27 protein-coding genes and 1 pseudogene are annotated in these 26,763 nt (G+C 64.6%); 11 read left to right on the forward strand and 17 right to left on the reverse strand.

Annotation, left to right across the window (positions count from 1 at the left end):
• Positions 1–1,011: 1,011 nt before the first annotated feature.
• From A3A5_RS0130680 to A3A5_RS0130695, 4 genes are read left to right on the forward strand one after another with little or no spacing between them, the layout of a single operon-like run.
• Complete coding sequence (locus A3A5_RS0130680) at positions 1,012–1,545, forward strand: hypothetical protein (RefSeq protein ID WP_018314272.1); 534 nt, start codon at positions 1,012–1,014, stop codon at positions 1,543–1,545.
• Entirely contained in the window at positions 1,545–2,105 is a 561-nt protein-coding gene (locus A3A5_RS39585) for a PAAR domain-containing protein (protein ID WP_035814059.1), read from the forward strand. The genes A3A5_RS0130680 and A3A5_RS39585 overlap by 1 nt, the downstream gene beginning before the upstream one ends.
• The gene (locus tag A3A5_RS0130690) at positions 2,102–2,722 is read left to right on the forward strand and encodes a hypothetical protein (RefSeq protein WP_018314274.1); all 621 of its coding nucleotides are present in this window, start codon (positions 2,102–2,104) and stop codon (positions 2,720–2,722) included. Before A3A5_RS39585 ends, A3A5_RS0130690 begins: the two co-directional genes overlap by 4 nt.
• 14 nt (positions 2,723–2,736) lie before the next feature.
• Complete coding sequence (locus A3A5_RS0130695) at positions 2,737–3,270, forward strand: hypothetical protein (protein WP_018314275.1); 534 nt, start codon at positions 2,737–2,739, stop codon at positions 3,268–3,270.
• Between the two features lie 51 nt (positions 3,271–3,321).
• Here the strand turns inward: A3A5_RS0130695 and A3A5_RS45445 are convergent, their stop codons facing one another.
• Complete coding sequence (locus tag A3A5_RS45445) at positions 3,322–3,537, reverse strand: YdcF family protein (protein WP_081624026.1); 216 nt, start codon at positions 3,535–3,537, stop codon at positions 3,322–3,324.
• 765 nt (positions 3,538–4,302) lie between these two features.
• On the opposite strand from A3A5_RS45445, the gene A3A5_RS0130710 reads away from it, so the two are divergent.
• The 4 genes from A3A5_RS0130710 to A3A5_RS39590 all read left to right on the forward strand — a co-directional run bounded on the left by A3A5_RS0130710 (position 4,303) and on the right by A3A5_RS39590 (position 5,944).
• Positions 4,303–4,497, forward strand: a complete 195-nt coding sequence (locus A3A5_RS0130710) for a hypothetical protein (RefSeq protein ID WP_018314278.1) — start codon at positions 4,303–4,305, stop codon at positions 4,495–4,497.
• A complete protein-coding gene (locus A3A5_RS45450; RefSeq protein WP_018314279.1) occupies positions 4,494–4,622 on the forward strand; it encodes a hypothetical protein in 129 nt (42 codons plus the stop codon). The genes A3A5_RS0130710 and A3A5_RS45450 overlap by 4 nt, the downstream gene beginning before the upstream one ends.
• Before the next feature lie 468 nt (positions 4,623–5,090).
• The gene (locus tag A3A5_RS0130720) at positions 5,091–5,381 is read left to right on the forward strand and encodes a hypothetical protein (protein ID WP_157637341.1); all 291 of its coding nucleotides are present in this window, start codon (positions 5,091–5,093) and stop codon (positions 5,379–5,381) included.
• 62 nt (positions 5,382–5,443) lie between these two features.
• Positions 5,444–5,944, forward strand: a complete 501-nt coding sequence (locus tag A3A5_RS39590) for an OmpA family protein (protein ID WP_018314281.1) — start codon at positions 5,444–5,446, stop codon at positions 5,942–5,944.
• A gap of 230 nt (positions 5,945–6,174) precedes the next feature.
• Here the strand turns inward: A3A5_RS39590 and A3A5_RS0130730 are convergent, their stop codons facing one another.
• From A3A5_RS0130730 to A3A5_RS0130740, 3 genes are all read right to left on the reverse strand, one after another.
• A complete protein-coding gene (locus A3A5_RS0130730; RefSeq protein WP_018314282.1) occupies positions 6,175–7,482 on the reverse strand; it encodes an MFS transporter in 1,308 nt (435 codons plus the stop codon).
• Between the two features lie 123 nt (positions 7,483–7,605).
• Positions 7,606–8,538: a 3-keto-5-aminohexanoate cleavage protein gene (locus A3A5_RS0130735; RefSeq protein ID WP_018314283.1), complete on the reverse strand. Its 933-nt coding sequence runs from the start codon at positions 8,536–8,538 to the stop codon at positions 7,606–7,608.
• A gap of 94 nt (positions 8,539–8,632) precedes the next feature.
• Positions 8,633–9,415, reverse strand: coding sequence for an SDR family oxidoreductase (locus A3A5_RS0130740; protein WP_018314284.1), 783 nt, complete (start codon positions 9,413–9,415; stop codon positions 8,633–8,635).
• A gap of 96 nt (positions 9,416–9,511) precedes the next feature.
• On the opposite strand from A3A5_RS0130740, the gene A3A5_RS0130745 reads away from it, so the two are divergent.
• On the forward strand, positions 9,512–10,294 hold the full coding sequence (locus A3A5_RS0130745; protein WP_018314285.1) for a GntR family transcriptional regulator: 783 nt from the start codon (positions 9,512–9,514) through the stop codon (positions 10,292–10,294).
• Positions 10,295–10,361: 67 nt separating this feature from the next.
• Here the strand turns inward: A3A5_RS0130745 and A3A5_RS0130750 are convergent, their stop codons facing one another.
• The gene (locus tag A3A5_RS0130750) at positions 10,362–11,480 is read right to left on the reverse strand and encodes a hypothetical protein (RefSeq protein WP_018314286.1); all 1,119 of its coding nucleotides are present in this window, start codon (positions 11,478–11,480) and stop codon (positions 10,362–10,364) included.
• On the opposite strand from A3A5_RS0130750, the gene A3A5_RS44195 reads away from it, so the two are divergent.
• Both A3A5_RS44195 and A3A5_RS0130755 read left to right on the forward strand, forming a co-directional pair.
• Positions 11,370–11,756 carry a hypothetical protein gene (locus A3A5_RS44195; RefSeq protein WP_198293188.1) on the forward strand — a complete coding sequence of 129 codons (387 nt, stop codon included), beginning with the start codon at positions 11,370–11,372 and terminating at the stop codon, positions 11,754–11,756. The two genes, A3A5_RS0130750 and A3A5_RS44195, sit on opposite strands and share 111 nt — an antisense overlap.
• Before the next feature lie 117 nt (positions 11,757–11,873).
• Positions 11,874–13,979 carry a hypothetical protein gene (locus A3A5_RS0130755; protein WP_026201306.1) on the forward strand — a complete coding sequence of 702 codons (2,106 nt, stop codon included), beginning with the start codon at positions 11,874–11,876 and terminating at the stop codon, positions 13,977–13,979.
• Between the two features lie 267 nt (positions 13,980–14,246).
• On the opposite strand, the gene hutG is transcribed toward A3A5_RS0130755, so the two are convergent.
• The 12 genes and pseudogenes from hutG to A3A5_RS0130815 all read right to left on the reverse strand — a co-directional run bounded on the left by hutG (position 14,247) and on the right by A3A5_RS0130815 (position 26,689).
• Positions 14,247–15,197 (reverse strand): formimidoylglutamase, encoded by a 951-nt coding sequence (hutG, locus tag A3A5_RS0130760; protein WP_026201307.1) that lies wholly within the window; start codon positions 15,195–15,197, stop codon positions 14,247–14,249.
• Positions 15,194–15,955, reverse strand: a complete 762-nt coding sequence (locus A3A5_RS0130765; RefSeq protein WP_018314289.1) for an amino acid ABC transporter ATP-binding protein — start codon at positions 15,953–15,955, stop codon at positions 15,194–15,196. The genes hutG and A3A5_RS0130765 overlap by 4 nt, the downstream gene beginning before the upstream one ends.
• Positions 15,952–16,620 (reverse strand): amino acid ABC transporter permease, encoded by a 669-nt coding sequence (locus tag A3A5_RS0130770; protein WP_018314290.1) that lies wholly within the window; start codon positions 16,618–16,620, stop codon positions 15,952–15,954. Before A3A5_RS0130770 ends, A3A5_RS0130765 begins: the two co-directional genes overlap by 4 nt.
• 18 nt (positions 16,621–16,638) lie before the next feature.
• Complete coding sequence (locus A3A5_RS0130775; protein ID WP_018314291.1) at positions 16,639–17,403, reverse strand: glutamine ABC transporter substrate-binding protein; 765 nt, start codon at positions 17,401–17,403, stop codon at positions 16,639–16,641.
• Between the two features lie 88 nt (positions 17,404–17,491).
• Positions 17,492–18,286 carry an IclR family transcriptional regulator gene (locus A3A5_RS0130780; protein ID WP_018314292.1) on the reverse strand — a complete coding sequence of 265 codons (795 nt, stop codon included), beginning with the start codon at positions 18,284–18,286 and terminating at the stop codon, positions 17,492–17,494.
• 133 nt (positions 18,287–18,419) lie between these two features.
• Positions 18,420–18,605, reverse strand: a pseudogene (locus A3A5_RS0130785) (isoprenylcysteine carboxylmethyltransferase family protein); the annotation flags it as partial.
• Positions 18,606–18,651: 46 nt separating this feature from the next.
• The gene (locus A3A5_RS0130790; protein WP_018314294.1) at positions 18,652–19,416 is read right to left on the reverse strand and encodes an HpcH/HpaI aldolase/citrate lyase family protein; all 765 of its coding nucleotides are present in this window, start codon (positions 19,414–19,416) and stop codon (positions 18,652–18,654) included.
• A complete protein-coding gene (locus tag A3A5_RS0130795) occupies positions 19,400–20,635 on the reverse strand; it encodes a type III PLP-dependent enzyme (RefSeq protein ID WP_018314295.1) in 1,236 nt (411 codons plus the stop codon). Before A3A5_RS0130795 ends, A3A5_RS0130790 begins: the two co-directional genes overlap by 17 nt.
• Entirely contained in the window at positions 20,632–22,467 is a 1,836-nt protein-coding gene (locus tag A3A5_RS0130800) for an IucA/IucC family siderophore biosynthesis protein (RefSeq protein WP_198293183.1), read from the reverse strand. The genes A3A5_RS0130795 and A3A5_RS0130800 overlap by 4 nt, the downstream gene beginning before the upstream one ends.
• A gap of 27 nt (positions 22,468–22,494) precedes the next feature.
• On the reverse strand, positions 22,495–23,670 hold the full coding sequence (locus A3A5_RS0130805) for an MFS transporter (RefSeq protein ID WP_018314297.1): 1,176 nt from the start codon (positions 23,668–23,670) through the stop codon (positions 22,495–22,497).
• Entirely contained in the window at positions 23,667–25,487 is a 1,821-nt protein-coding gene (locus tag A3A5_RS0130810; protein ID WP_018314298.1) for an IucA/IucC family siderophore biosynthesis protein, read from the reverse strand. The genes A3A5_RS0130805 and A3A5_RS0130810 overlap by 4 nt, the downstream gene beginning before the upstream one ends.
• A complete protein-coding gene (locus A3A5_RS0130815) occupies positions 25,487–26,689 on the reverse strand; it encodes a siderophore biosynthesis protein (protein WP_018314299.1) in 1,203 nt (400 codons plus the stop codon). The genes A3A5_RS0130810 and A3A5_RS0130815 overlap by 1 nt, the downstream gene beginning before the upstream one ends.
• Between the last annotated feature and the right edge of the window lie 74 nt (positions 26,690–26,763).

Here is a 26,763-nt window from a genome sequence, read left to right on the forward strand (position 1 = left end):
TCCTGATGGCCTTGGCGATCTCGCCGATAACGACTTCTGATCCAGCAACAAGGGGCCCGTCGGGCCCCTTGTTCCATCAATGCCGTCGCTCCACATCTGAACCTCCGCGTTTGATCGCCACGTCCATCAGCATCACCCGACGACCTGCAACATTGGCGATGGACCAGACCGCAGCCACCCATCATTTACCGTGCCCGTGCGCCCATCGAATCCCGTGCTCACGCACACATGTGCCGCAAAGGCTGAAAGGAATGTCGGCGCTTGTCCGATATGGCGGCCATGGTGAGGTGTCTGGGGCGCATTTCATGTATTGGGTGACATACACCGGTTGTGTACGGAACAACCACATGGGTAACAACCGAGTTCACTCACATGGGTAACCCTTTGAGACTTAGATAGCGCTTACGCATCTGCGATCAGGTCGCCCCGTTGGCTCGCCCCTACGCATCAAGCTCTTCAGGCGCTGCATCCGTCAGCACGATTCGCGCTGCCTTCATGTTTCCCCGCAGATGGTGGACGGCGGCAAGAACGGCACGTACGCGATGCGCGTACCGGCCAGCTCTTCCGTCAGCGCATCGACCGGTGTCGTGGCATTCCGCTCGTCTGGAGCCGGCGCAAATTCTAACGGCCTCTGAGTTCGAAAGAAGGAACAAATTTAAGGATCGGCCTATGGATGCACCAACTAACGTTGGGTACATCTTGGCATTGGCAAGCGCGGTCTTAGCGATGGGAGCGGATTGAAGCCCAAGGTAGAGCGAGTCACCGCGGCCACGGTGCCTTTGGCGTCTGCATATGCATGGTGCACGCAGGGGCGGATTCGGACTCAATTCAGTTGTTAGAGGTGAACAGTTGAGCAGCTCTCATTCGCGCCTGCGGTCTTGCGGGCACGTTCTCCATACCTCGCCGGACCTTTACATCCTCGTTCGCTATCAGCCAAAGACAGATACGCCGAACTACTGCCGCGTGTCATGTGAATACATAGACCACGAGAACCCGGGCGAGGGAAATGGCATGTCTGTCTATCTCTCTCCATTCGATGCCTACATCGCTGCCGCGTTCCTCTCCAAACCGGGCGAGCAGTATCACGCCATTCCTGCTTATGAGTTTGACCCGCGAGAGCTCATTGGGGACAACGGCGGCAGGCTGCATTACTTCCTGCATTGCGGATGGGGGGCGAGTGACCGGAAACTGGTTACTCGGCGAAAGGGAGGCCTTGTTGGCTTATACGGCATGGATACAGTCAGGGTATCACCTGAAGCCGTGAATGCCGTCGACTTGAATATCAACGGCAAGGACCTCGCGCACTATGGCCGGATGCGAGAAAGGGCGGGGCTGTTTGCGCACTCCGAATGCCATGGCCGGGTATTGGCTCTTGACGAGCGACAACGCATGCAGCATGTTGCGCAGGCCATCGAATCGATGCCCGGCACGATCCCGGTGGGCTGCGATATCAACCAGATGGCGATGTACGATTTCGATGCTGCGCAATGGCATTTCGTCCCCATTGAAGTCTTCACTTCCACCACGGACAGCATGGAGCCGTAATGCCCGATATTCGCTACGCACTTCGAAATGGGGACAAGACCAGTACAGGAGGAACGCTTATCGCCACCGGCCATAGCATGTTTCATCATGGTGTGACCATAGGTGTGGAAGGCGACTATGCGACCTGTCCGGCCTGCAAGGCTGGCGGGCCTGTGATGAACGACTGCGACCCATCGTTCAACATACACGGGAAGCCGCTTCTGGTAAGCGGTGCCCGTGTCTCTTGCAAGTGCGCTACGCGGCCGCTGGTCATACACTCGCAATCCGATTTCAGGATCGAAGTGAACCGAGTAGGTCAGTACGCGTCGCCGCCAAACTCGGCAGGGTTGAGTTCTGGCGTAGCTGCGGCTAGTCACGACACGCAAATCATTGAGCAGTACTACGAGCTTGTTGATGCCGACACGGGACAGCCTGAGTCCGGCTATCGATATGACCTGTTCATTGAGCATCAGTTGGTTACCCGGAATGCCGGACTTGCCGGGACAACCGCAACAGTGCGCGGCGATGTCGAGGTGCGCATCGTCATGTGGCTGGATAAGACTGGCGAAGCACGAGCATGACAGATTCTTCCAAGCTTACTTCGGAGGAGCGCTTGCTGGCAGCCATTGCCTATGGCGAGTCCTCAACGCGCGACCAATATGAAGAGATGGCGGCGCTGGCAAGCGTTATGGTTCGTCAAATGAAGGCGCGCGGTTATTCATCTATTGATGCCTTCACATCAAAGGATAAGAACTTCTCCTTTGTGAGAACAGATGGCAACGCGCGCTATGCCAAGTTGATGAAGTCCTCGGAAAAGGATGTTGAGAAGAGTTCAGCCATGTCGGATGCGGTTAAGGCAGCGAGAAATGCTCTTTCGGGAGGCGTGGACTACTCGAACGGCGCGTACTTTTGGGACGGAGCAGACATCAAGTCAAACTACAAGAATCATGCGAAGGTGAAGTCGGGCATTCACATCACAGATCCCTCTCACAATATCTACGGAATCAGTGGGTCAGAGAAGACGAAAATTCTGTATAAGGCCGTTAAGAAGAAGGTCAACGGACAAGTCAAGACTGTAAGGGAGGAGGTGGGGCGCTACTCCTGGGTCTATGAGTCTACCGCCGGTGTGGGGGGAACGATCTTTTGGCGCTATGGCCAAGACTGGGTCGCTGTCACTCGCGCCAGGGAATACAAATGATACGAACGGCTCTCATGCTTCTTCTCCTCGCGCTTTCGGTTTCCGCTCACGCGGAACAGGTGCCCGAGGACATCATCGACAGTTGCCTACTATTCGACAGATCGTCTGACTCTTCGATCTCGATCAGCCCAATTGAAGGGGATGCGAATCTGATGGACGAGGTTACTATGGCCGGCTACCAGCTGTTTATCCCTGGCGGTGACAGCAACAAGCTCCGGATTGGCTATGCAACCAGTAAGCGCGGGAACAATGACTATATTTTCGTCGGGGCGCGTCGCGGATTCATCATGCGAGCGGTCGCCGTGGGAAAGCCTCAGCCCTCAAGAGTTGAGGAACCGAGCCTTGCCGCCTACGCTGTGCTGCGCCAGCGTGGGCAGCGATATGTGTGTGTGATGGAAAGCAGCGGAAACGGCAGCGCCGCTTTCGTGAGGTCAGCCTTCGTGGGGCGAATCCCGCGGTCGAAGAACGCTACGTTGAAGCTCTTTTACAAGGTTGCAGACGTGAAGAAGTTCAAGGCATTCAATGAGGGGCCGAAACAGATGCCTTGAATTTTCGGATGCTGTTCACGGCGGCGCCGGCCGTTGCCTGCCGAGCCCGCATCAAGCTCCCGTGATCTCCCCGAATCCTACCTTCCGGGCAGTCCTCACCGCCCGCCGTACATGGAAATCGCTGGTCGTCGCCACAATGGGATCGGTGGCGGCCACGCCCTGCTCTTCAAGCAACCGCTGGCTGAACACCAGGTTTTTCTCCGTGCTGGCACTACGCCCTTCCCGGATCACCCTGCCTGCTGCGACCCGCGGTGCAGATTGCTCGATTCAGTGTAAGAAAGGTTCGACAGCGAGCGGCATTGGACCCTACCCCATCGCATATGTCACCAGGTAGAGCGATGCCGTGCCTACAACGAGTAAGGCCAGCAATTGGGCGAGGCGCCTCGACGAAGCGTCACAAGTTCTCCAGCCCACCGCCGCGAACACAATGGATGGCCCCAGAAAGTAGAGGTAGAGCAAGAGTGTGTACCAGGCAGGCACAGTACAAACGCCCACCTCCCAGCAACCCTCCAGGTTTTGAAAACCCCAGCCGAGACCGAGTCGAAAGCTCATTCGACTTCCGATCCAGCAGGCGGCCCAAGTGGTCGCCGCACCCGCTAGGCAGAACGCAGCGACAGTGTAGGCGCGTCTCATTTGATTTCCCAAAACAGGATCGGTAGCTCTCCCCAGATCAGAGTAGAAGGGAGACGAGTTGATTCCGAAAATAAAGCACCCGACATTTGCGGCCATCCCTGCTGCGCCACTGACAGTCATCCTCGACCCGTTCCAGAGGTTGATATGGCCGCTATGGTCGGTCCAACTTCTCGATCCACGGCGGTTGGGTACCCGGATCCATCGGCTGTATCGATTTGACGAGTTCGATGGATAGCTTCATCGGTGAGTTTATCTCCTATGCAAAGGACATGGACGTCGCGGTCACGTATTAAGTGGGTGGCGACCGGCGTGCTTCTCGCGACGATGGCAATCGTCGCGATTGACGCCTGGCAGGCATGACATTCACCGCAGCACTATCCATTTGGCGCAGAAGGGCCTGTGGCAAATCTCTGGGCGTACCAGTCGCAGCCACACTACCTGATTGCATCCGGGCTCGCGCTCGCCGCCTGCGGCATCGCGATGATGGGAATCTGGTTACGCCACGCACCGAGACGGCTTCGTTGGCTCTGTGTTGCGCCGCTTCTCGCCATGGTGGTGCTTACGGTCTATGAGTGGCTCATCGCGTTCGAATGAAAACGCAACTCGACACCACCAACCCGTTCGATGTCGCGCTGTGGTACCTCGCTCGCCTTTCGGGCGCGATCGGCGGGGATTTGTCCATCATGTGGAAAATGCGAAAAATGAAACAATTATTATGATCGCTTGATATGGAAGAAGAAATGGACTACTTACGAAGGTACGTCCCGCCTGGGCTGCTCTGCAGCGGCACCGTGGGAGAGAGCGACGTGCGAGGGTGCTCATAGGGAGAGGCCTCTCATGCACGGACCATCTTGTTAGCGTCGCCGGAACGCTATTAGCCGGTTTCATTCAACAGTGGGAGGCTATTGAATATGTCATCTTTCTCGCGCGTCTTCGTCGTGCTTCTTGGTGCGGCTGGACTTCTTTCCGCCTGCGGAAAATCTGATCAGGCTAAATCCCCGCCTGTGGCGCCGGCGGTGAGTACTTCGCAGGAACCAGCCGCTGACAGTGGTGTGAAACGCGTTGAGGTGCGTCCCACAGATCCGTCACCGGCCCAGGCCGCACCGCAACGGGCTGCTATTCAGACCCAACCGGGGCCAAAGGGCTCTCAGGTGGCCCTCAACAAGGTCGCTGTGACTGGCGATATCATGACCGTCCAGCTCACCTTCACGGCCGACAAGGGCGGGACGGAATACGTTCCACTGAATGAAGTCAGCGTGATCGACGACGCCACCGCGCAGCAGATCGGTGTGCTCAGGGACAATGCGGGTAACTGGCTGGCCTCCCCGCTCCAGGGCAAGGATCGTGTGAACATCAACCTGTACAGTTCGCCCGCGATCGTGTGGTTTAAATTTCCCGCGCCGCCCGCCACGACCAAAACAGTGTCGATCAATATCCCGACCGTGGGGCCGTTCGATGGCGTACCGGTGACGCGATGACGCTCGCGATGGCATCGCCACCCTGTTGGTCAGGCGCCGGTCCTTGGGGGGCCGCACTTCTTGTGGCGGCTATCACCGTCTCCTCGCCGGCGACGGCGGCTCCGGATCAGCTTCCGGCGCCAGGGAAGCTTTCCGCCAACGTCAGCGGCCTGAACGCGACCCGAAGCGATCTGGTTGTACGCGTCACCGATACTGCAACTGTCGTCGACCTGCAGGCGGACACCCTCTTTGCATTCGATAGTGCGGACCTGGATCCCAAGGCGGCTGACAATCTCCGCAAAGTTGCTGATTTGGTCCGCGCGGGCGGACAAGGTGCGGTGGAAGTGATCGGTCACACGGATGCTAAAGGGACCGATACCTATAACCAGGCGCTGTCAAAACGACGCGCCGAAGCGGTGGCGGCGTGGATGCGCAAGCAGGTCGGCGTGGGGCAGCGTGAGTTCGTCGCTTCGGGCAAGGGGGCGGCGGCCCCGGTCGCGCCCAACGTCCGCCCTGATGGCAGCGATGATCCTGCTGGTCGCGCTAAAAATCGGCGTGTTGAAGTGATTATCCCCCGCACCTGAAGCCTGCCGCCGGCCTGGCCTGGCCAGATGCGTCCGGCAGCGGCCACCCTGAACCCGCGCTACACGGGCGCAGCGTTCGAGCGCCTGTGCGACAGTGGCCGTGATGAAGCGACGCATCCCTTCATGATGCTGCCGTTCAAGGCGGCGCCGGCCGTTGCCTGCCGAGCGCCGCGCTTGAATGAGAGCCAGCACCACTTCGTGCGACGGCAGTGTTCTCGCCTTACAGCCCTTCAGCGCTCCTGCCCCTGGCGCAGAAACGGTGCCACGGCGCAGGCGATCAGCAGCAGTCCCGCCATGATGACCAGTCCGTTGCGCGTACTGCCGGTCGCCTGTTCGATGATGCCCATCACCGACGGTCCGATGAATCCGCCCACCAGCCCGCAGGTATTGATGAGGGCCAGTCCCCCCGCCAGCGCCACCCCCTTCAGGCGGGACGACGGGAACAGGAACACGATCGACTGCACCACGAAAAACATCAGCGCGGTCAGCGAGAAGCCGACGAGCGCCATCACCGGCCCTGTGAAGGCGGCAATCAGCAGGCCGCCTGCCATCACCACCAGCCCCAGGCAGAGCAGGCGGCGTCCGCGCTGTGGGGTGTTGGCATGTCGGGGCAGCCATGCGGCGCCGATGGCGGCGGCAATCCAGGGCAGGGAATTGAGCAGCCCGATTTCCACGGGCGTGAGCTTGCCGTACGTGCCGATGATGCCCGGCAGGAAGAAGATCACCGTGTAGATCGAGATCTGATGGCAGAAGTAGATAAAGATCGCCAGCCAGACCTGCGGATCACGCATGGCGCCCAGGAACGAGTGGCCACCCTTGCCGACGCTGGCATCGGCGGCTTCCGCGGCCAGCCGGCTGCGGACTTCCTGCGCCTGGGCTGGCGTCAGCCATGGCGCGCTGTCCGGACCGTCGGGCAGCTTCTTCCAGACCACCGCGGCCAGGAACACCGCAGGCAGGCCTTCCAGCACGAACATCCATTGCCAGCCCTTGAAGCCCCAGATGCCGTCCATGCCCAGCAGGGCGCCGCCCAGCGGGCCGCTGACGATGTTGGCAATGCAGACGCCGAGCAGGAAGTAGCCCACCGCCCGCGCGCGTTCCTCGCGGCCGAACCAGTACGTGAGATAGAGCATCACGCCGGGAAACAGCCCCGCCTCGGCCACGCCGAGCAGCACGCGCATGATGTAGAAGGAGGTCTCGCCCTGGACAAAGGCCATCGCCGCGGACAGCAGGCCCCACGTCACCATGATGCGAGTGATCCAGAAGCGCGCCCCGACCCGATGCATGATCAGGTTGCTCGGGATCTCCAGCAAGGCATAGCTGAGAAAAAACAGACCCGCGCCCAGGCCGTAGGCCGCGGCCGAGATGTTCAGGTCGACAGCGATGTGGGTCTTGGCCAGTGCAATGTTCGTGCGATCGAGAAAGCTGATCACATAGGACAGCACCAGCAAGGGCATGAGCTTGCGGAACAGCAGTGCGGTCAGCGGGCGGTCTGTCGGCGCGGCCAGCGGCGGCGCGCCTGAGGCGGGTACGGTCTGCATGAGCGTAGTCTCCATCGGCGGATATGGCGCCGCGCCCTGGGGCCGCGCGTCAGCCGTTCCGCCTGGTTGATGTCTTCAGTGTTCGATGGTCGGGCGAGGCCGGGCCGTGGCGGCCCCGCCGGTTCAGAACGCGGTGCCTGCCGCGCCCTTCAGGGCGAGAATGTCGCGGGCTTCGCCCGGCGTGGCCACGTCGATGTTCAGGGCTTCCAGCACGGTCCGGATGCGCGTGACCTGCTCGGCGCTAGATGCAGCCAGCTGGCCCGGACCGATCCAGAGTGAGTCCTCCAGGCCAACGCGCACGTTGGCGCCCATTGCCGCGCCGATGGTCGCCAGCGGAAGCTGGCCTCGGCCGGCGCCAAGGATCGACCAACGGAACTGGTCGCCGAACAGGCGCCTGGCGGTGCGGTGCATGTGCATCAGGTCTTCGGGATCGGGGCCAATGCCGCCCAGGATGCCGAACACGGATTGGATGAACACCGGGCCACTGACCAGGCCACGGTCAAGGAAGTGCCGCAGGTTGTACAGATGGCTGATGTCATAGCACTCGAATTCGAACCGCGTGCCGTTGGCATTGCCGATGCGCAGGATGTTCTCGATGTCCTGATAGGTGTTCTTGAAGATCAGGTTGCGGCTGTTCTCCAGGTGTTCGCGCTCCCAGTCGTGTTGGAATTCCTTGAAGCGGTCGAGCATCGGGAACAGGCCGAAGTTCATCGAGCCCATGTTCAGCGAGGCCAGCTCCGGCTTGAAGGTGGTGGCCGGCAACATGCGTTCTTCCACCGTCATGTGCGGGCTGCCGCCGGTGGTGATATTGATCACTGCGTTGGTCTCGGCGCTGATCCTGGCCAGGAACGGCCGGAACAGCTCCGGGTCCTGCGACGGGCGTCCGTCCTTGGGGTCGCGGGCGTGCAGGTGCAGGATGGCGGCCCCTGCGCGCGCCGCGTCGATGGCGGCTTGTGCGATCTCGTCGGCAGTCACCGGCAGGTGGGGCGACATGCTGGGCGTGTGGATGGCGCCGGTCGGGGCGCAGGTGATGATGGCTTTGGCTCGCTTGGCCATGGTGATTCCTTGGTTGGGCTTGGTCGGGGCTTGGTTGGGTTTGTCGGACTGCGGGCCGCGGATATCCGGCGGCCCCAGGAATGTGCCGGGCGCGCTAGCTGAGCGCCTGGGTCAGACCGTCCACGACCATTTCCTGGCCGTGCACATTGGCCGCCTGGTCGCTGCAGAGGAAGCGCACCATGTTGGCGATGTCGCGCATCGTCACCATGCGCTGCAGTGCCGCCTGCGACGTGTAGCTGCGCGTGACTTCCTCAAGCGGCTTGCCCAGCGACTCAGCCTTCGCGGCAATGACGGCGCGGATACGCGGGCCGTCGACCGCACCGGGCAGCACCGTGTTCACACGGATGCCATCCGCTCCCAGTTCAAGCGCCAGCGATTTGGTAAAGCCCACCACGGCCCATTTCGACGCGGAGTAGGCGGCACGGCCCGGCATGCCGAGATGCCCGGCAGCGGAAGAGAGGTTGACGATCGACGGCGAGCGCCCCTGCCGCAGGCGCGGCACCGCGGCGCGGGCGCACAGGAACTGGCCGGTGATGTTGACGGCAAGCGTGCGCTCCCAGTCGGCCAGCGACAGGGTTTCAACACCGCCAGTCGGGCCGGCAACCCCGGCATTGTTGACCAGCACGTCCAGGCCGCCAAAGGCGCCATCGACCGCCTGGAACAGCGCCTCGACGTCGCTTTCCTTCGACACATCGGCCCTGACTGCCACCACGCCGGGCAACTCGGCACAGACCCGTTCGAGACTGTCGCCAGCCACGTCGCAAACCGCAACGCGGGCGCCCGCCTCCACAAAGGCCCGTGTGATCTCCAGGCCAATGCCGTCCGCGCCGGCGGTCACCAGTACGCGCTTGCCGGCGAGCGATTCATCCTTCCACATGATTCCAATCCTCCTGGGAACAGGCGGCTGCCTGCCTTCCGGACGAAGAGTAAAACTGTGATCACAGATCAAATATAGAGAATAACCCTATGTGCTATGCTTCGCGGCATGCCCCTGAATGACCTTGTGACGCCCCTTGTCCGCCAGACGCTCAGCCGCGACGTCTACACACAGCTGCGCGACCTGCTGGTCAGCGGCCAGATGATGCCGGGCGAGCAGATTTCGCTGCGCAGCATCGCCGCCGCACTGGGCGTCAGCGTCATGCCGGTGCGCGAAGCGGTGCATCGCCTGGTTGCCGAGCAGGCGCTCGAACTCACGCCGAACCGCGCGCTGCGCGTGCCGCGCATGAGCGTCAGCCAGTTCGACGAAATCACGAAAATCCGGATCGAGCTCGAAGGGCTCGCCACCGCGACCGCGGCAGAGCGCATCACCGATGAGGAGCTGAAGCAGGTACAGGCACTGCACCGCCGGTTTGCCGACGAGATGGCCAAGCGCAGCCCAAACGGCGCGGATGTCATCGCCGCGAACCAGGCCCTCCACTTTGCCGTCTACGCGGCGGCGCGCATGCCGATCCTGTTGCAGATGATCGAGTCTACGTGGCTGCGCATCGGCCCGATTCTTAACCACGACCTCCGCTCCGGATCGCGTCGTGTGGAAGAGCGCGTCGCGGTCAAGCATCACGACAACCTGATCGCAGCGCTGCGCAAGCATGACAGCGCGGCGGCATGTGCGGCGCTGCGCGGGGATATCGAGAGCGCGGCGGCCTATATTGTCTCGGCGGGGGTGCTGGTCAATACGGACAGGCCGGAGGATGCGGCGGCCACGCTGGTGCCCGTGAAGCGGGCTGCGAAGGCCGGGCGTGCGGCGGTGAAGCGCTGATCAGCGCCGTGGACGTGAAGAGGTTCAAGGCGCGCCAGCACCCAATCGCGTCTGGTTCCGGCTATCGCTATCGCTCAGGACGATTCTGCGACAACACCCAAAGCATGGCACCGACAGCCTCCGTCTGCGTCCGCGTGCGGGTCTTCTCGTAAATCGCCCGCAACTGGGTGCGAACCGTAGCCACCGAAACCCCGGCACTGCTGGCGTAGGCCTCAGCCGTCTTGCCTGAAACCAGCGCTTCAGCAACCGCCGCTTCCGCCGCAGACAATGCGAACGCTTGCCGCAACTGCCGCGCCGTCACCAGGGCGGTGGTGCCGCGCTGCCTGGCTGTGATCAGCATGGTGGCATTGCCAAACACCGCACGCGTGTCCTTGCCGGGGAGCGCGGTGATGCTGAGGAAGATGTCCGGCGGTGCGCCCGATGTGGCTGGCAGCGCCAGGCTCTCGCCCTGGCGGGTTTTTGCCACGCGCCCGATGGCCGCTTGCAGGCCGACGTTATCGGCTGCCGTGGATGCAACCAGGCGCCCGTGTTCGAGTTTCAGGCTGGTGGTGGCGCGCAACGCGGATTCGGCCGCCGCATTGACAAAGACCACGCGTGAATGCCGGTCCAGCGCGAACACGGCCAGGCCTAGTTGTTCCATCAGTTCCGTGCCAAGCGCGGCATCGCGATGCAGGACCCTGGCGTCCTGCCAGAGATTGATGGCGCGCTGCAGGTGGCCGGCCATGCCTGCAGCTGCCGCGCGTTCTGCCTGTGTATAAGGCGACCTGTCCCGCGCCCGCAACAGGCCAAGTAAGATCTCGTCGCTGTTCGGCCGAGCCAGCCGCACACCCATCAGGTAGCGGAATCCCGCCGGAATCTGGAAATCCTGGAAGAACTCGCTGCGTGAAACGTCCTGCTCGCTTAGGTGGTCATCGCAGTTGACGAACTGGCCGATGCGGGCCTGCTCCACAAAGCGGCGCCGGGGATCGAAGGCGCCATAGAACTGGTCATAACGCGCGATGACCTCATCCCATCTTACGTCCGGCGTATAGATGGAGAGATGCGGTGCATTACGCACGGCATCCCAGCTGAACATGTGGAAGACGTTGGCGCCCAATACCTCGGTGACGGTCTGGAACGTGTCCAGAAAGCCGTCTTGCCGGACCGCCGCCTCATAGAGGTCACCGATGAGCTGATCTCTTGGCAATTCCATTCCTCCCCAGGCGCCGGTGTCCGGGCATCGTGCGTGCCCTCTGGCCGGCTCCCCCTCTTTTTATTCAATGCATTGTCTTGCGCGGGTTATCACTGCCGCTCTGCAAGCCGCACTGCGATTTTTTTTCTGGCTTTCATCAATTTGAATGATGCCAGCCAGTACGCGTTTTTGCAGAATTCCGCGAAAGTCCGACGGCTTCAAATCCAGTTGCCAGGTCAAGAAAATGAAGCCCGGATTAACAAAAATCACAACGGGGTGTGCTCAATATGAATTATTGAGCGCTTTCAAAGGGGTCCATTGACGTAGCCAGTCAAGCTTGACCCTCCCTCAGAGGGGAGGTGGCTGCGTTTGCGGTGTTGTCTCTTTTACAACGGTACGGGGAAGGAAATGAAACTCACACCTATTGCACTCAGCATTGCAGTGCTCGCCTTGTCGGCGTGCGGCGGCGGCGGAGATTCTTCAACGGGAGGCACCACCACCACCTCTACGCCTCCCGAGGTTTCTGTGCCTGCCAAGCAGACTGTCAGCGGCGTAGCCGCGACCGGCGCAGCCATGCAGGGCGCGACGGTGACGCTGATGGACGCGGCCGGCAAGTCGGCCAGTTGCCCGGCTGACGCCACCACGGGCTCTTTCCAGTGCGACGTGACCGGCCTGACCGCGCCGTTCGTGCTGGCCGCCACCGGCAACGTCTCTGATTCCCAGGCAACGCTGATCAGCCTGAGCGCCACCGCGGGCACCCAGACCATCAACATCACGCCGTTGACCAATGCCATTGCCGCGACCATCATCGGCGACAACCCGACCAAGCTGCTGGCCGACAGCAGCCTGCTGCAGTCCAAAGTCACATCATCGGCGATCAGCACCACGGTGAAAGCGTACTCGGATGCGCTGGCCGATCTGCTGAGCGCCACGGGCAACACCGGCGTCGACCTGATCTCAGGCCCGCTCACGGCCGGTGCGCCGGGGCTGGACCGCCTGCTGGACCAAGTGAAGATCAACGTGCTGCCAGACGGCGGCGTGCAGCTGTCGTCCGTGGCCGGCGCTTCGAGCGATACGCCAGTGGTGCTGCAATTGGCACCGGGCGTGGCCCCCACGGCCAGCGACACGGCCAGCCTGCCTAGCGTTGCCACGATCGGCGGCGCGCCGGTGACCAACCTGCCCAGCGCCAGTGACCTGGCTGGGCTGCAGGCCGCTTTCAACCAGTGCTTCGGTGGATCATCGACGGGCAACGCGCGCATGGAGGGCAATGTTGCCGCGTGCAGCCAGATCTTTGTTGACGAAGTGGCCTCCGGCAACCTGCAAGCGGGCGTTCCCGCGGCGTATTTGAGCAATGGCGCCAGCGCCGAGCAGGAATTCGGACCGGGCCCGAGCGGCAGCGCCCCCGGCATCTTTGCGGACGACGAGATGAACGGCGCTGTATTCAGCCTGCCGGAAATCATCCGGGTGCAGGCGGCTGACAAGGTCTGGATGAAGCTGTCGTGGACGCGCACCGATGGCATCCGCGATGGCGTGCAGCTGATTGCGCAGGTCGCCCTGCAGCCCGCGGCGCGCACCAGCAGTGATAACGGCTGGCGCCTGGTGGGCAACCAGCGGCATATGGTGACCAAGGTCAATGGCAGCGCGCAGCGCTGGGACTGGCTGAATCCGGCCAAGCCGATGACCGGCACCAACGCCTATATCAGCTCGCTGACGCTGCAGGTCGGCATCACGGACGACCAGAATGTGCCGGTGGATTTTGCGATCGTGAAGGGGCCGGGGCTGCGCAATGGTGTCCTGCTCAATCGCAGCAATGGCGTGTGCGGCACGCTCAATATCGCGGCCCAGCTGACGCCTTCGCAAACACCGGCCCAGGCAGCGGCGCTGCCAAGACTGAATTCCTGCCGCAACAACTTCCGGCTCGCCGGCGTGGCGCAGGATGCATCGGCCCAGGCGCTGTTCACCTGGCCGGGCGCCACCAACAAGGCGTTTGCCGATCCGCAGCTGAGCACCACGGAGCTGGAAGGGGTCACGCCGTTCAGCGCCTACACCTTCGACATCTATCAGAACGGCAACACGGCTGCGCCGGCCTACTCGTACACCGTGCGCCTGCGCACCCCGCCGCCGGCGCCGGTGACGCTGCGCCAGTATGCCTGGCAGGATGTCAGCAAGGCCGCGCGTGACCAGCTGACGCCGGGTTCCGGCACCACGTTCACCGGCGGCAGCACGTTCCCGATGAGCTGGACCTCGGCTGCGAACGTGCCGTTCGTGAAGCGGAGCAATGTGCAGATCCGCTCGACCATCGGCGCAACGCCGGCGGTGTTCGTGAGCGGCAACGGACGTGCGCGCCCGGCGGCGCCCAATACGGTGGTCAGCCTGAATGTGTTAGGAGACCTGGGTGCGTCGTTCCCGTCGGTGGCGGGGGCGACTGGCGGGGGCGATATGTCGTTTGCCAACCTGAACTGGACAGATCCGTTTGACCTGAACTTCAGCACCAGCGTGGAGTATGACCACTAAGGCGATGGTGTGATCCGCTGCGCGGCGGGCTGCCTGACACGCAGCCAGGCCGCGGGCGGCTGATGCTTGTTTTGCTCGCTTCCAGGCCAGGGTGATTTGCTCTGGCCTCTTTTTTTGGTTGCGTGGTTGGTGGTCATAGGCGCCGCAGATCCGAGCGGTCAGGCATCTGTCCAATTAACATAAAAGCCTTCGTCGACGTGGGGATCGGTCCCCGGCGGTTGGCAGCCGCCGCGCGCGGCGCTAGCGGTGGAAGGCGTGACCTGTCCGTCAGCCGAGCAACCGCCAGGCCAGCCGCGCAGCCACGCGCGCGCCCTGGTGGTCGCGGTCGTACTGCGGGTTGTACTCCGCCAGGTCGGCCACGCGCAGCTTGCCGCTGCGGCGGACAAGCAGGGCCACTTCCTCCACCACCGGCAACGGCACGCCATAGGCGGCGGGTGCCGACACGCCCGGCATCACGGCCGCGGGCAGCGCGTCGAGGTCGATGGTCAGGTACACGTGGTCCGCGGCATCGATGCACGACGCCAGTTCCGTGAGGCGCGTTTCCAGGTGGCGCTCCTGCATGTCCAGGTCTTCCACGTAGCTGACGCACAGCGCGTCCGCGCGGTTGAACAGCGCCGGTGTATTGCTGAGGCGGCTTACGCCCAGGCAGACATAGTCGAACGGCTGCCCGCGCTCGGCGCAGGCGTTGGCGATCTGGTCGAACGGCGTGCCGGAGCTTGCCGGCCGGCTGGTGCGCAGGTCGAAGTGGGCGTCGATATTGATGATCAGCACGCGTCCGGCATCGTCCTGCGCATCCAGGTGCGCGCGCAGGCCTTGCCACGTGCCCCAGGCTACTTCATGGCCGCCGCCCAGCACCAGCGGGAAGCCGCCGCGCGCCAGCACGTCGCGCACGGCACCCGCCAGCGCGAACTGGGCCGACTCCAGGTCGGCGTCTTCACAGCTGATATTGCCAGCGTCGTACAACGCAGGCAGGCCATGCGCCGGCACGTTGGCCAGCGCCTGGCGGATGGCGTCGGGGCCATGGGCGGCGCCGGGGCGGCCCTGGTTGCGCAGCACGCCGGCATCGCAGCGGAAGCCGAGCAATACCGGTGCGTTGCCCAGGGGCGTGAGGTCTGACGTCTCCAGCGCATGCACGATGCGGAACAGGCGCGTGGTGTCGCCATCCTCGCCGTTGTCGACACGGCCCTGCCAGGGGTTCTGGGTCACTGCCATCCTCATGAGCGCGTCAGCACGGCCTGCAGGAAGCCACGCGTGCGTTCCTGCGTCGGTGCGGAGAAGATGACCGACGGCGGCCCGGCCTCGATGATGCCGCCGCCATCCATGACCACCACCACATCGGCCACTTCACGGGCAAAGCCCATTTCATGGGTGACCACGACCATGGTCATGCCTTCGGCGGCCAGCACCTTCATCACTTGCAGCACTTCGCCCACCAGCTCGGGGTCCAGCGCGGAGGTCGGCTCGTCGAACAACATCACGCGCGGCTCCATGGCCAGCGCGCGGGCAATGGCCACGCGCTGCTTCTGGCCGCCCGACAGGCTGGCGGGCATGGCGTGGGCCTTGTGCGCCAGGCCGACTTTCTCAAGCAGGCTCATCGCCTTGCGCTCGGCGTCCTCGCGCGAGGCGCCGCGCAGCATGCGGGGGCCCACCGTGACGTTGTGCAGCACTGACAGGTGCGGGAACAGGTTGAACGACTGGAACACCATGCCCACTTCCGTGCGCAGTTGGTTCAGCTCATGCTCGCCGATCAGCTGGCCTTCAGTCACCAGCCGCTTGCCGACGATGTCGATGGTGCCGGCCTCGGGTTGTTCCAGGCCATTGCAGCAGCGCAGGAAGGTGCTCTTGCCCGAGCCGCTGGGGCCGATCACGACCACCACCTGCGACGGCTCTACATCGAAGTCGATGCCGCGCAAGACCGTGTGGCTGCCGAACGATTTACCCAGGTTCCGGATCCGGATGATTGCGGAATCGCTCATTGCACCATGCCTCCCATGCGCAGCCGTTGTTCGGCGCGCCGCAGGATCAGCCCGGCCGCGCTCGTCAGGATCAGATAAACCAGCGCGATCGCCAGGTAGACTTCCAGCGACCGGTACGACACGCTGATGATCTTCTGGCCCTCATGCATCAGGTCGGCAATTGTCAGCAGCGACACCAGCGCCGAGTTCTTGATCAGGGCGATGAACTCGTTGCCCAGCGGCGGGATCATCCGCACGATGGCCTGCGGCAGGATGATTGCGCGCATGGCCTGGCCGGAAGACATGCCGATCGAACGGGCCGCTTCCATCTGGCCCTTGTCCACCGACTGGATCGCGCCGCGCACGATTTCCGACACATAGGCGCCGGAATAGATGCCCAGCCCGATCACGCCGCATACAAAGGCCGGCAGCAGGATGTTGAACTGCGGCAGACCGAAGAACAGCAGGAACAGCTGCACCAGCAGCGGCGTGCCGCGGATAAAGGTCACATAGGCCGTGCAGAGGCTATAGATGACGCGGCGATTCGGGTCCAGCCGGCCAATGCCGACCAGCAGGCCCATGACGCAGCCCAGCACCAGCGCGCAGGCCGTCACCTCCACGGTGATGACGGCGCCGTGGAGGATGTCAGGCCAGCCGGCGAAGACGGGAGAAAAATCCAGTTCCATGATGTCGGTCCGCGCGGCTTACTTGGCGGCCGCGCCGAACCATTTCTGGGTCAGCCTGGCGTAGGTGCCATCGGCCTTCACCTTGGCCAGCGCGGCATTGAGGGCGCGGGTCAGCTCGGGCGTGTCCTTGCGCACGGCCATGCCGTATTCCTCGGTGGTCAGCGGCTGCTCCACCACGCGCAGGCCGCCGCGGGTCTTGACGTACTGCATCGCGGCCGGCTTGCCGGTCACGGCGGCATCGGCGCGGCCGATCTCGACCAGGTTGAACATTTCCTGGTTCTTCTCCACTTCCACGCGCTGCACCTGCGGGTACGTGTCGCGCAGGAAGCTGACGGACTTGGTGCCCACCTGCACGCTGACCTTCTTGCCGTTCAGGTCGGCCGGGGCGTGGATGGCGGTGTTGCCGCTCTTGACCAGCGCCACCAGGCCGCCGGTGTAGTACGGCTCAGTGAAGTCCACCACCTTGCGGCGCTCGGGGGTGATGTAGATGCCGGACACGGCCATGTCGAAGCGGCGCGAGACCAGCCCCGGGATCAGGCCCTTGAAGTCGATGTCGGTCCATTCCACCCGCTTGCCCATCGTCTTGGCCATGGCCTCCACCAGTTCCACGTCAAAGCCGGTGCGCTTGCCGTTCTCGGTGAATTCCATCGGCGGGAAGGTGGCGTCGGTGGCCACGCGCAGCACGGCGCTGTCCTGCGCGTGCGCGACGGTGCCGAAGGTCAGGGCGGTCAGGGTTGCCAGGCCGGCGAGGCTGACCATCAGGCATTTGCGGCGAAGGTTCATGGAAGTCTCCTATTCTCGGGAACGAGGGATCTGCCGTCGCATGGGTCTGCCGACGGCGGCGGTAATGATTGGCTTGGTAGCCTGGTATTCAGTAAGACTGCAGCCGCGCGGAAATCCGCATCGCCGCTGCCACGGTCATGTCGATCAGCGCGCTCTCGCGCCCTTGCCGCCGCGTGGCCGGCACCATCAGCGTGATGGAACCCAGCGCATCGGCCTTGCTGCGCCGCGAGAACAGCGGCGCGCTCACGCCCCACACGCCCGGATCCACCTCGCCCTCGCTGACCGCGTAACCGGTCTCGCGAATGGCGGCCAGCTCGGCCAGCAGCCGTTCGGCTTCGCCTGGCTCGCACTGGGCACGGACCAGGCGCTCGCGCGCTTCGTCGCGCATGAACGCCAGCAGCGACTTGGCCGACGCACCGGCGCGCAGCGGCACGCCGCGGCCCTTCTCGAACGAGCAGCGCAGCGACTGGCGGCTCTCCACCATCTCCAGGCACACCACGTGATCCTTGACGGCCACGACCAGACCCACGCTTTCATCGGACTGCTGCGCCAGCAGCTGCATGTCGGGCAAGGCTTCGCGCGCCAGGTGCGAGGCCATGTCAAAGCCGAGCGCCAGTTGCAGGCTGATCGGGCCCGGCGCGTATTCGCCGTCGGACTCCAGCACAAAGCCCCAGCGCTTGAGCATCATCAGCTGCCGGTAGAGCGTGCTCTTGGGCAGGCCGGTCTTGGCAACCAGCTCGCGCACCGTGATCGGCGCGCCGTGTTGCGCCAGCGTTGCCAGCACGAACAGCACGCGATCGGCTCCGCCCGCGGGCTGGCCGGGTTCGGCAGGCGTGGGCGTCGCGGGCTTCACGGAGGGAGGGTTGTCGACGGCATTCAACATAGGGCCCAAGAATAGGACCTGATTCCCGGAAATCAAAACCGTGAGTCCCGGAAAATGGGAATGATCGACTAGGGATAACCCTTGATGATTGGCAGATTGATTGCCAAGTGCGCGGGGCGCCGCTGCGTCGCGATCAGTAGATACCGGGGAGCAGCCGCCACGTCCTGTCGCAGTACGACGCATATTCAACGCCGGACTGGTCGCGCAGCAGCGCTTCTTCGGCCCGGATGCGCGCCAGCAGCGCGGGCACCATCAGCAGCGTCAGCACCACGCCCACGCCGGAGCGAAAGGTCAGTACCCATCCCAGCGAACTGATCAGGAAAAGCAGCGCTCAGCGCGGGGTTCGAGGCAAAGAGCGCAAGATGTCAACGCCGATAGCCAGCCACCAGCTGCTTCATGGCCCGGAAGGCCGTGGCGCGGTCGTCGCCGAGCAGGAAGGCGTGCACGCCTTGTTCGCGCCAGTGCTCGCACTGTCCGGCCGCACGCGGAATCGCGCAGAACGGCACGCCACGTGCCTGGCAGGCCTGCGCAATGCGGCGGATTGCCGCCTGCACGGAAGGATGCTGTGCGTCAGCTGGCACGCCAAGGCTTTGCGACAAGTCGATCGCACCTTCCAGCACCATGTCGATGCCCGGCACGGCGACGATCTCTTCGATGGCATCGACGCCCTCCCGGTCTTCGATCATGGCCACCACCATCAGCTCACGATTGGCCCGCTCAATGTAGGCCGGCAACGTCAGCGTGCCAAAGCCGGTGGTCCGGCCCCCGGCAATGCCGCGCGTGCCGAGCGGGTGGTAGCGCGCGCTGTCGACGGCCAGCTGGGCTACCTCCCGGCTGGACACGTGTGGCACCACGATCCCCTGCGCGCCGGCATCCAGTACGCGCAGGATGATGTCCGGCGCCGCCCATGGCACCCGTATGAGGGCGGTAGTGCCAGCGCATTCCGCGGCGCGGATCATGTTCTCCAGCGTCTGGGGGTTCACGCCGACGTGCTCGAGGTCCAGGATCACGAAGTCAAAGCCGGCGTAGCCGATCATCTCTGTCATCAGCGGCAATGGCAGCGAGTTGATCAGGCCGAACACATCGCGCCCGGCCGCGAGCGCGGCCTTCAGCTTATTCGGCTGCAGCATGGGCATTCTCTGCGGGAAGGTAGCAATGCCGCGGGTGCGGGTGGCGCAGGAAGTCGTGGTGCGAGATATGCCAGGCGTATGCGCCGGCATACGGGAACACCACCATGTCGCCGGCGCGCACGCGCGCCACTGGCGCGTCGTGGGCAAGGATGTCCTTCGGCGTGCAGAGCTGCCCGACTACGCTGACGCGCGCGTCCTGCACGCCGGGGCGGGCAAACGGGTAGCGCCACGATTCCACAGGCAGCACCCGGAACGGGTGGCTGTGCCCCTGCGCATACGGCGTGCGGAAGTGGTGCGTGCCGCCGCAGGCCACGACGAAGGCACGGTCGAAGGCGTGTTTCACATCGATCACCTCCATCGCGTAGTAGCCGCAGAAGGCGGTGATATAACGCCCGCATTCAAAGCGCACGGTGAGCCCGTCGCGCTGCGCCGACAACGCCGGGAGGCCTGCGGTAAAGGCGGCCCAGTCGAACTGCCGCTCGGGCTCGCGGTAGTTGACGCCGATGCCGCCGCCGACGTTGACCTGGTCCAGCGTATCGAGCCCATACTCTGCACGCCAGCGCCTGACCTGTTGCAGATAGGCGTCGAGCAGCCGCAGGTGGGCGGCAGCGTCGAGCTGGTGCGACATCAGGTGGAAATGGAAGCCACGCAGCCGGATCTCCGGATGCGCGCGCAGCCACGCCAGGCAGGCCGGCAACTGGTCGCCGGCGATGCCGAATGGCGTGGGCTTGCCCCCCATCATCAGCGTGGTGGCCTGCAGTCCTTCGATGGCAAGGTTGACACGCAGCAGCACCGGGGCCGTGACGCCGCGCTCGCGCGCGAGCCAGGCCAGCCGTTCGAGTTCATGCAGGCTTTCCACGTGCAGCGCCTCGACCCCGAGATCGAGCGCGCTGGCCAGTTCCGCATCGGTCTTGCCGGGGCCGCTGAAGATCAGCGGCACCTCGGCAAAGTGTTCGCGCACCCATGCCAGCTCGCCGCCGGAGGAGATCTCGAAGCCGTGCGCCAGCGGCGCCAGCGTCTGCAGGATCGGCAGGTCGGAGTTGGCCTTGATCGCGTAGAACAGCTCGAATCCGGGCGGCAGGCTGAGCGCCGTGGCCGCGGCGTGGCGCCGCAGCGCCTCCAGGTCGTAGACATAGGTGCACAGGGGGGCGCTGGCCTTGGCCAGCGCATCGTGCAGGTGGGTGGCGACGCGTGTCCAGCGCAGTTCGGGGGTGCTCATTGCCATGCGGCCTCCACCCCGGCGAAAGGAATGGGATTGGTGACGGGCACGTAGGTGGAAGCGCGGTCAGCACGCTGGAAGAAGCGGTTGCTGAAATTGGTCTTGGCCGGGAAGGGATTGCCGGCCAGCAGTCCGTTGATGCGCCGCGCCGAGGCCGCATTGCCATAGCGATGCTGGTAGGTATGCAGGTGATGGCGCACGACCGACCACAGCCGCGTGGTCATGGCCGCCCTGCCGGCACCGAGCTGGGCGACGACTTCGCACAGGTTGTTGACGAACAGGCAATAGGCCACGCGGTTCCAGCCTTGTTCTTCGTCGTACCAGAGCGAGGCCTGGGCGCGTTCGCTGAGCCCGGGCATGGACGACGCGGGATGGCGCGAAGGCGTCAGCTTCACGCCCTCGAAGTCGCGCAGGAAGAGCTGCGCGGGCATGTCCTGGCGCAGGCCGAGCACCACGTTCTGCAGGTGCGGCTCGAAGATGACGCCGTGCGCGAAGAAGAGGTGGAAGACCGGGTAGATGAGTTGCGACACGTAGGCGGAGAACCAGCGTTCGGTCATGGCATCCACGGGCGTCCCGGCCTGCGCGGCGAGCGCCGCCAAGAGGCGCTGCATGCGGGCTTCGCCGTAGTAGTGGTTGCCGAACAGCGAGCCGGCCAGCAGCGGCACGCAATCAGGCGTGCGCAGCGTATCCACGCTCTGGCGCAGGATCAGGCCGAAGCCCTCGATGACCTGACGATTCTTTTCGATATCGGCGTCCTTCAGGTCCACTGACAGGAATGCCGGCTCCTCCATCAGCGCCAGGCCCGGGAACAGCCGCCCGAGATCCGGCAGCAGCGGACGCAGCACGCGATTGACGTGCATGGCGCTCTCCAGCTCGTACCACGCGTTCTTGCGCACGCAGTTGGTGATGCGGATGTTCAGCGAAAGCTTGTAGAAATACGGATTGCCGGGCTGGTACAGGGTGCGGATCGATGAGGTGGGAAAGAAGTCCGCGCCCTGCGTGCCCAGGTCCTGCATGCGGCCGCTTGCGAGGGCATCGCGCACCAGCGGGTGCTCGCGCAGGTAGGCCGCCTGCCAGGGGTGGACCGGTACCGCCACGCGGTCGGCGGGTACTGCCGGGGCATTCGCCGTGATCAGCTGGTCGCAGCTGGCGTCGAGCAGTGACTGCTGCGCGATGTCGTCGCGCGGCACCGCGAACCACGCGAGCGGAAAGCGGGTGCGCAGTTCAGGCGAGTAGCGCAGCAGGTCGTCGTCGGAGAAGCCCTGCCGGCTCTTCGGCGTGGGGTGGAACGGATGGCCGAAGGTCAGCGATTGCTCGGAGTCGATATAGGCCTCCACCGGATCGGCCGGAATCGCGGCGGACACCGGCACGGACAGGACTTCTGTGCTGACGGCCACGCTGTTGCGGATCTGCTCCATCAGCTCGGTATTGGGCGGCAGTTCGTGCTGCTGCGCCATCTCGCGCAACAGCAGCGCGGCCTGCGATTCCCAGTCGAGCAGCGCCCACGGCTTGTTTTCGGCCTTGTGGAATACCGGCGACAGGTAGCGGTAGTTGCCAGTCAGCCAGGCACCGCCGACCACGGCCAGGAGGCGATCGTGGATATGCGGCAACTGCACTTCCAGGACCTGGGCCTGCTCGCGCTGCAGCGTCATGGTGATCGTCGCCGGCCAGTCATTCTGCCCGGCGGGCGGGCCGACGCGCAGCTGGCCGGCGGGCGCCGCGACCTCGCGGCAGTAGCAGTTCAACAGCGTTTCCTGGCAGCGCCGCGTGGCGGCCAGTTTCGCCGACGTGCGGCTCATGCCGTTAACTTCCATCTTGGTTTGCACTTGCATGTCTTGTGACCTCGTTCTCGGGAGGGATCAGAGTGTGCTCATCCGCTGCCTGGCGAAGAAAATCAGGTAAGCGACGGCCGGCGCGAGCAGCGCCGCGCCGAGCAGGTAAGGCGCACGCTGGCCGGCCAGGCTGACTGCCGCGCCGGCGCCAAGCCCGGCCACGACGCCGCCCCATTTCGAACTGCTTTCGAACCAGCCAAAGGTCCGGCCGGCGTTGCCGGCGTGCACCATGCTTGCCACTAGCGCGTGCAGGGCGATGAATCCGACCGTCATGGCGGTGCCCATCAGCAGGCGCCAGGCCACCAGCGCCGGCAGGCCAAGCGGCGCCGCCTGTGCCAGCAGGGTGATCACCAGCGTGCCGTAGGCGGTGGCGAGCAGCCCCAGCGATGGGGCCAGCCCCAGCCGCCGTGACAGCAGCGGTGCGGCGGCCAGGTACACCAGGTGTGGCAGGCCGAAGAGCAGCCCGGCCGTGGCCGCGGACAGAACAGGCATGCGCTGCTGCATGTCAGGGATGAAGTACGGGAACGTCACGACGGTGGCGAACACGAACGCGAACTGCAATACGTAGATCTGCCGCGGCGAGGCTGGCGCCGCGGCGCTTGCATCGCCGGCGCGTGCTGCCGGGCGCTTGGCAGCGCTGGCGCCTTCGCCCGCAGGCAGCGATGCGATCAGCGCCGCGGCGGCCAGCGGCAGCAACGCCAGGCAGCGGTACAGCACGATCGGCGATTCCGCCCCCATCCACAGGCCCAGGCAGGCGGGTGCCGCCACCAGCGCGGCGCGCGCGGACCACTGCATCGCCGTCAGGCTGCGCGTGAGCGTGGTACCGCTGGCGACCGTTGCCAGGTAGGCATTGGAGGCCGAAAACGTGCCGCCCAGCACGCCCTGCAGCACCAGCGCCGTCAGGAATGCGAACGAATTGGTGGCGTAGCTGGCAAGCAGGAAGCTTGCCGCCAGGCCCAGTTGCGCGCGCATCAGCAGCCGCTTCTTGCCAAAGCGGTCAGCAAGCCGGCCCCACCATGGCGCCGACACCGCTGCCAGCAGCGTCGGCACCACGTAGAACGCGCCCGCGAGCCACGGCACGTCGTTGTGCAGCGAGCGCTGCAGGATCAGCGCGAAGAAAGGCGGCATGCCCAGCGCCGCAAACGCGGCGATGAAATGGCACAGCATGACCACCGCGACCACCTGTCGCGTGCCGGTACTCATGTGGCCACCCGGAGGAAGTTGGGCGCGCGCTTGCCGTAGAACTTGTTGACGTCGGTCGCGCCGGTCTGCGCCTTCTCCACCAGCGACGCCGCGGTCAGCAGGTACTTGAGGTGCAGCCGCTCGTCGTCAAGCAGCACCTGGCGCGCGAAGCCGGTGTCTTCGCCGGCGGCGTCCAGGTCGGCAAGCACGGCCTCCACATGGCGCTGCACGCGCGCGTAGCCCGCGGCGGGATCGGTGCCGCCACGCTGCGCAAGGCCTTCCACCAGCGCCGCAATGTTCAGCTGCAGCGTGATGGTGACGAACATCTGTGCCAGCGGCAGCGCCTCGGCTACGCCAATGCGCTGGTCTTCCAGGCTATCGAGACGCGCCGACAGGGCCGGCCAGCGGCGCGCGAGCGTGCCGCGGTCGATGCGTGCGGCATCGTTGTCCTTCAGCAGCAGGCGCAAGCCTTCGTCGCTGTAGACCAGCATCGAATTCTGCTGGTTCGACTCCAGGGCAATACCGTAGCGCAGCCACAGCGTCAGGTGCAGCTGCAGCGTGAGCGCCAGGTAGGCGTCGAACCAGGCATCGAGATCGCCGCCGTGGTAGCGGCCGGCGAGTTCCTCGGCCACGCTCATGCCGCCGGCGGTTTCCGCCAACAGGCCGGCCACCGGCACCACCGTAGCGTTCGCCAGTTGCTGTCCGGGGTAGCGGCGCAGGATGTAGCCCAGGAACGGGCGCTGGTCCACATGGGTGCCATTGGCCTCGTCCGTAAACAGCACCTGCCCGTTGAGGCCCGGTTCGCGCCGGACGATATCGCCGAGCAGTGACTGGATGCGATGCCCGTCGCCGATGGTACTGGGCTTGATGGTGCGGATGTTTTTGGCGCCCAGGGTGCGGATCGTGAGCGGCAGTTTGACGTGCCATTCGGGCGCATCAAGCAGGACCAGCGAGCGCACCGACAGGGTGGGCGACACGCGCAGGTACGCGCGCGGGGCGCGGATGACCTGGCCGTCGAGCCCGGCTTCGGCCATGAAGCCGTCCAGGTGATGCTGCCACACGAACGGATGCACGGGCACCAGCGCATGCGAGCGGGCGAGCGCGGGATCGAGGCCGACATCGGCGAAATCCGGCCAGTTTGGCGGCAGCGTCTCGCCACTGCGATGATGGCGCTCGCGCGGGACCGCCAGCCAGTTCAGCGCGAATACCGGCTGGAACTCGGGCGCATAGTGGGCCAGATCGCTGGCGGCAAAGCCAAGCTTGGCGCGCGCGGTGGGATAGTAGGGGTGGTCCAGAAAGCCCGCGACACGGTCGTAGTGCAGCATGCGCTGGTCCCATCCCGGCAGCGCGTGGCCGTCTGCGCTGTCCGGCTGCGCGAACCAGCGCGCCCGTTCGGCCAGCGAAGCCTTGCGGTGCTCGACAGCCGCACGGCATTCGTCGCCATAGGCGGTGAACAGGCGTTCTTCTTCGGCTGGAAGGTTGCCGGCAAATGCTGAGAGGATGGTGTCGACGTCATGCAGCGCGGAGCACGCGCCGACGTCACCGCGCAGCAGCGGCAGGCGGGTCAGGCGCCATTCCTGCATGTAGCGGGTGGGCGTCACCGGGATCCAGAGGGTGCCGGCGCCAAGGTGCGCCACGCGCAGCCACTGCTGGCTGGCGTCGAAACCGTGCGCGGTGGCGGCCGGTACGGCATCGGCACCGTGCACCTCGCCGCGGCTGACGCATGCGCGGACATCTTCGCGCAGCAGGGTGTCGACGACGCGGACGCAGATATAGGCGGCATCCGCATCCGGGGTCGCGGCGGACAGGCCCGGCTGGTCAGGCAGGCGTGCGGTCATTACGCGATCTCCCAGGCGAGCTTGCTGCTGGCCAGCTCCACGGCGGCGGCGAGACCCGTGGTATCCGGACCGCTGCCGCGCAGCACGCCCAGGTAGTCCTTGTTGGAGTTGGTCAGCTGGATGGCGTCGCCCACTTTGCGCAGGGGCTGGTAGGTCAGGCGCACGCCGTCGCCTTCATGCTGGCTGTGCGCAGGCGCATGCCGCAGCGTGCCTTCCGACTGGGCCGTGAAATAGCGGATCCAGGCCGCCCGCTTCGGCACCTCGAGCGCAGGCAGGGCCTCGCCAAGGTGCAGGCGCAGGACCTGCTCGAACAGCGGGAACTGGAGCGTGTCGGACAGCAGGAACTCGCGGTAATCGCCGATGCTGCGGTAGTTGATCTCGATAAGGCGCGGGCCTTTCGGCGTCAGCACGTATTCGGTATGGCAGGCGCCGAAGCCGATGCCGAAGCGGCGGATGGTGTCCAGGACTTCAGCCTCGACCGAGGCGGGCAGGCCGGTGCCCCATACGGCTTCCAGTTCAACGAAGTACGGCGGCGGCGACAGGCTCACGCGGAACCCGCCCAGCGCGCGGATCTCCTTGCCATCGCCCAGCGTCTCCAGCGTGAACAGAGGACCCTCCAGGTATTCCTCCAGCAACAGGGCCTGACCCGGGTGCCGGGCCCAAATTGCGCCGCAATGCACGGCAAGCTCGGCGTGGCTGCGCGCCAGGCTGACCTGCTGGCTGGCCACGCCTTCGCGCGGCTTGACGATGCACGGCATCGGGACATTGGCGAGGGCCGCCAGGCCGTCTGCATCGCAGACGACCGCGTGCCAGAGCGTGTCGATGCCCGACTCCGCCAGCCGCCGCCGCATTTCCGCCTTGTTCTTGGCGGCGTAGGTGGTTCGCCAGTCCTTGCCCGGCAGGCCGAAGTAAGCCGCCGCAATTGCCGTGGCCGTCTGCAGGTGATCACTGTTGGAGTAGACCGCCGCGGGCTTGCCACCGCGTCGGGTGATCGCATCGATGACCGCCAGCGGGTTGAAGACGTCGCACGAGACAACGTCATCCGGATAGGCGGGCAAGCCAGCACTGGCAAAGTGGGCGCGATGCGCATCGGCGCAGTCGGTCAGCAAGATGACGGAGAGCCCGAGTGTCCGTGCCGCCGGCAGGAAGCCTTCGTTGACGGGGGCGGTCGGTACATGGGCGAGTACGAAGATTTCTTGCATGAATTAGGAACCTTGAACCTGGTTGTGCAGCTGGAGATGTTTTGGCTAAGCGTGCTTAATGAATCGTGATGCTA

The sequence above is a fragment of the Cupriavidus sp. UYPR2.512 genome (genome assembly GCF_000379565.1).
In the GTDB taxonomy this organism is placed as follows: domain Bacteria; phylum Pseudomonadota; class Gammaproteobacteria; order Burkholderiales; family Burkholderiaceae; genus Cupriavidus.

Excerpts from the sequence above, each read along its gene's own strand:
- A3A5_RS0130680 (WP_018314272.1), top strand. The coding sequence starts at position 1,012 with ATGTCTGTCTATCTCTCTCCATTCGATGCCTACATCGCTGCCGCGTTC.
- A3A5_RS39585 (WP_035814059.1), top strand. The coding sequence starts at position 1,545 with ATGCCCGATATTCGCTACGCACTTCGAAATGGGGACAAGACCAGTACA.
- A3A5_RS0130690 (WP_018314274.1), top strand. The coding sequence starts at position 2,102 with ATGACAGATTCTTCCAAGCTTACTTCGGAGGAGCGCTTGCTGGCAGCC.
- A3A5_RS0130695 (WP_018314275.1), top strand. The coding sequence starts at position 2,737 with ATGCTTCTTCTCCTCGCGCTTTCGGTTTCCGCTCACGCGGAACAGGTG.
- A3A5_RS45450 (WP_018314279.1), top strand. The coding sequence starts at position 4,494 with ATGAAAACGCAACTCGACACCACCAACCCGTTCGATGTCGCGCTGTGG.
- A3A5_RS0130720 (WP_157637341.1), top strand. The coding sequence starts at position 5,091 with ATGACCGTCCAGCTCACCTTCACGGCCGACAAGGGCGGGACGGAATAC.
- A3A5_RS0130730 (WP_018314282.1), bottom strand. The coding sequence starts at position 7,482 with ATGCAGACCGTACCCGCCTCAGGCGCGCCGCCGCTGGCCGCGCCGACA.
- A3A5_RS0130735 (WP_018314283.1), bottom strand. The coding sequence starts at position 8,538 with ATGGCCAAGCGAGCCAAAGCCATCATCACCTGCGCCCCGACCGGCGCC.
- A3A5_RS0130740 (WP_018314284.1), bottom strand. The coding sequence starts at position 9,415 with ATGTGGAAGGATGAATCGCTCGCCGGCAAGCGCGTACTGGTGACCGCC.
- A3A5_RS0130745 (WP_018314285.1), top strand. The coding sequence starts at position 9,512 with ATGCTTCGCGGCATGCCCCTGAATGACCTTGTGACGCCCCTTGTCCGC.
- A3A5_RS0130755 (WP_026201306.1), top strand. The coding sequence starts at position 11,874 with ATGAAACTCACACCTATTGCACTCAGCATTGCAGTGCTCGCCTTGTCG.
- hutG (WP_026201307.1), bottom strand. The coding sequence starts at position 15,197 with ATGAGGATGGCAGTGACCCAGAACCCCTGGCAGGGCCGTGTCGACAAC.
- A3A5_RS0130765 (WP_018314289.1), bottom strand. The coding sequence starts at position 15,955 with ATGAGCGATTCCGCAATCATCCGGATCCGGAACCTGGGTAAATCGTTC.
- A3A5_RS0130770 (WP_018314290.1), bottom strand. The coding sequence starts at position 16,620 with ATGGAACTGGATTTTTCTCCCGTCTTCGCCGGCTGGCCTGACATCCTC.
- A3A5_RS0130775 (WP_018314291.1), bottom strand. The coding sequence starts at position 17,403 with ATGAACCTTCGCCGCAAATGCCTGATGGTCAGCCTCGCCGGCCTGGCA.
- A3A5_RS0130780 (WP_018314292.1), bottom strand. The coding sequence starts at position 18,286 with ATGTTGAATGCCGTCGACAACCCTCCCTCCGTGAAGCCCGCGACGCCC.
- A3A5_RS0130790 (WP_018314294.1), bottom strand. The coding sequence starts at position 19,416 with ATGCTGCAGCCGAATAAGCTGAAGGCCGCGCTCGCGGCCGGGCGCGAT.
- A3A5_RS0130795 (WP_018314295.1), bottom strand. The coding sequence starts at position 20,635 with ATGAGCACCCCCGAACTGCGCTGGACACGCGTCGCCACCCACCTGCAC.
- A3A5_RS0130800 (WP_198293183.1), bottom strand. The coding sequence starts at position 22,467 with ATGCAAGTGCAAACCAAGATGGAAGTTAACGGCATGAGCCGCACGTCG.
- A3A5_RS0130805 (WP_018314297.1), bottom strand. The coding sequence starts at position 23,670 with ATGAGTACCGGCACGCGACAGGTGGTCGCGGTGGTCATGCTGTGCCAT.
- A3A5_RS0130810 (WP_018314298.1), bottom strand. The coding sequence starts at position 25,487 with ATGACCGCACGCCTGCCTGACCAGCCGGGCCTGTCCGCCGCGACCCCG.
- A3A5_RS0130815 (WP_018314299.1), bottom strand. The coding sequence starts at position 26,689 with ATGCAAGAAATCTTCGTACTCGCCCATGTACCGACCGCCCCCGTCAAC.